Below are 3,012 nucleotides of genomic sequence, written 5' to 3' on the forward strand. Positions count from 1 at the left end.
GTCGTCGTGGCGGCGTTTGAGCTGGGTCTCGGCGTACAGCGAGGCGGCGATCGGGAAGCTCTGCTCGTAGAAGAGCGCGGCCCGGCGGGCGATCAGGATGAGGTTGTCCTCCAGCGTGCCCCCGCCCGCTCCGGCGGCGAGGCTGTCGAGCAGGGAGGTGAGCCGGGGCAGGCGCTCGGTGAGGACCCGCACGAACAGCTCTTCCTTGGTGTCGAAGTACTTGTAGAGGGCCGCTTCGGAACAGCCGGCCGCGCGGGCGATCTCCTTGGTGGTGGCGCGGGCGAGTCCGACGGTCAGCATCAGCTCGTGCGCGGCGTCGAGGATGCGGACCCGCGCGGGCTTCGTCTCCATGGGGCTCCGATCGGGCCTTGACGGGTGGGTGAGTGTTTACCCACTCTAGACGGGCACCAAGTGAGTAAGTACTCACCCACCATCGGGGCAGAGGGACGGTAGTCACCATGAAGCTCACTGTTTTCGGCGCCACCGGCGGGATCGGCCGGGAACTGGTCGGCCAGGCCCTGGAAGCCGGTCACGAGGTCACGGCGGTCGTCCGCGACCCTGCCCGGCTCGCCGTCACCGGTGCGGGCCTGGAGGTCGTCCGCAGCGCCCTGACCGACCCGGAGGAGCTGCGCGGCGCGGTCCGCGGCCGGGACGCCGTCCTGTCCGGCCTCGGCCCGCGCAGCCGCAAGGACGCGGGGGTGGCGACCCAGCTGACCCGTACGGTCCTGGCCGCCATGGAGGCGGAGGGCGTCCGCCGGCTGCTCGTGGTCAGCGCCGGCCCGGTCGGCCCGGCCCCCGTGGGCGACGGCCCCCTGGACCGCGCGGTACGGGGCCTGGTGTCGGCGATCCTCAAGGACGTCTACGCCGACCTGCGCGCGATGGAGGCCGAACTGGCCGGCAGCGCCACCGACTGGACGTCCGTACGGCCGCCGCGGCTGCAGGACAAGCCGCTCACCGGCCGGTACCGCACCCTCGTCGGCGGTTTCCCGCCCAAGGGGCGCTTCATCGCGCGCGCGGACGTGGCGCACGCGATGCTGTCGATGATCGACTCCAGGGAGACCCTGAAGCAGGGCGTGGGAGTGGCCTATTGAGCCGGCGGCCGACGACCGACGGCCGCCGGCCGCCGACCGGCCCTGCCGCCCGCCCGGCGCTACGGCCGCAGGCTCACGCCCACCGTCACCGGCTCGTTGACCAGCGTGATCCCGAAGGCGTCGCGGACCCCGTCGACCACCTCACGGGCCAGGTCCAGCAGGTCCTCCGTGGTGGCGCCGCCCCGGTTGGTGAGGGCGAGGGTGTGCTTGGTGGAGATGCGGGCGGGGCCGCTGCCGTAGCCCTTGGTGAATCCGGCCTTGTCGATCAGCCAGGCCGCGGAGGTCTTCGTACGGCCCTCCCCCGCCGGGTAGGCGGGCGGCTCGACGCCCTCGCCCAGCCGCTCGCGCACACGCGCGCGGAAGGCCGTGAACTGCTCGTCGGTGAGGATCGGGTTGGTGAAGAAGGATCCGGCCGACCAGGTGTCGTGGTCCTCGGGGTCGAGCACCATGCCCTTGCCGGCGCGCAGCTTCAGCACGGTCTCCCGGGCCTCGGCCAGCGGCACCCGCTCCCCCGGCTGCACACCGAGCGCGCGGGCGGCCTCGGCGTACCGCACGGGCGCGGACAGCCCGTCCGCGTCCTCCAGCCCGAAGCGGACCCGCAGGACGACATAGCGCTCGGGGTCGGCCTTGAAGCGGCTGTGCCGGTACGAGAAGGCGCACTCCTCGTTCGTCAGCGTGACCGTCTCGCCGGCCCGCCGGTCGTACGCGATCACCTCCGTGATCGTGGAGGAGACCTCCTGGCCGTAGGCGCCCACGTTCTGGATCGGCGTGGCACCCGCGGAACCGGGGATCCCGGCCAGGCACTCGATGCCGGAGAGCCCGGCCTCCACGGTGCGGGCGACGGCGTCGGTCCACACCTCTCCGGCCGCCAGCTCCAGGGTCGTCCCGCGCAGTTCGACCCCGCGCGTGGCGATGCGCAGGGCGGTGCCGTCGAAGCCCTTGTCGCCGATGACCAGGTTCGATCCCCCGCCGATGACCAGCAGCGGCGTACCGCTGTCGTCGGCCTCGCGGACGGCGGCGATCACCTCGGCGTCGGTGGCGGCGGTCACCAGCCGGGTCGCGGGACCGCCCAGCCGGAAGGTGGTCAGCGGGGCAAGGGGGGCGTCGTGGAGTACCTGCACGCGCCCAAGACTACGAGACACCTCCGGCACCCCCACGCCCGCACGGCCCCGACCGCACCGTCCGCCGACGGCCACGCACGCACCCGATCCGGTGGACGGGCCACGCCGACACAGCCGGACAGGCACGGGCGCGTGCGCACTGACACCGGGTGGCGACCGCCTTGTGCCGGGGCAGTGGGCCCACGCGCGTGGACCGTCGGCGGTGTCGACGGTCCACGCGCGTGGGCGGTGCTTCGGGGTGACTGGTCCGGTCAGCTGGGCCGGCCGGTCAGCGGGAGGCGGATTCCAGCGTCGGTGCGGGGGCCTGGCCGGCGGCCTCGGCCGGGGCCCCGGCGCCGCGGCGGGCGGGGATCACCAGGGCCGCGACCGCGGCGAGGGCGACCACCGCCGAACCGGTCACCAGGGCCGGCCGCAGGCCGTCCACGAAGCTCTGCGCGGACTCGTAGCCGCCCTGCGCCGAGAAGATCGAGGACATGATCGCGATGCCGAGCGCGCCGCCCACCTCGCGCAGCGCGTTGTTCGCGCCGGAGGCGATGCCCTGTTCCTGCGGTCGGACGCTGGACATGACCAGGTTGGCGGCCGGTGCGAAGTACAGGGCCATGCCGACACCGCTGATGATCAGAGCGGGCAGCTGGGCGGCGTAGGAGGCGTCGGCGGTGGCCACCCAGGCCATGTAGCCGAGACCGGCGGCCTGCAGGAACAGGCCCGCGGCGACGACCGGCCGGCCGCCGATCCGGTCGGAGAGGATGCCGGCGACGGGCGCGACGAGCATCGGCATGCCGGTCCAGGGCAGCATCCGC

Annotated in this window: 4 protein-coding genes; 1 reads left to right on the plus strand and 3 read right to left on the minus strand. The window is 73.8% G+C overall.

Translation table 11 applies throughout. The annotated features are described in order from the left end of the window. The coding region (locus tag IE312_RS38860; protein ID WP_229899084.1) for a TetR/AcrR family transcriptional regulator at positions 1-351 on the minus strand (351 nt) is incomplete at its 3' end. A 107-nt stretch (positions 352-458) separates the two neighbouring features. Here IE312_RS38860 and IE312_RS05095 point away from each other — a divergent pair. Next, entirely contained in the window at positions 459-1,091 is a 633-nt protein-coding gene (locus IE312_RS05095; RefSeq protein ID WP_189978722.1) for an NAD(P)-dependent oxidoreductase, read from the plus strand. A gap of 59 nt (positions 1,092-1,150) precedes the next feature. Here IE312_RS05095 and IE312_RS05100 read toward each other — a convergent pair whose 3' ends face one another. Together IE312_RS05100 and IE312_RS38865 are read right to left on the minus strand one after the other, a co-directional pair. Continuing rightward, positions 1,151-2,212: a UDP-N-acetylmuramate dehydrogenase gene (locus tag IE312_RS05100; RefSeq protein WP_189978724.1), complete on the minus strand. Its 1,062-nt coding sequence runs from the start codon at positions 2,210-2,212 to the stop codon at positions 1,151-1,153. Positions 2,213-2,480: 268 nt separating this feature from the next. After that, positions 2,481-3,012: MFS transporter (locus tag IE312_RS38865; RefSeq protein ID WP_229899086.1), on the minus strand; the 532-nt coding region annotated here is incomplete at its 5' end.

Origin of the sequence: Streptomyces capoamus, from assembly GCF_014654935.1 — a bacterium.
GTDB lineage: Bacteria > Actinomycetota > Actinomycetes > Streptomycetales > Streptomycetaceae > Streptomyces > Streptomyces capoamus.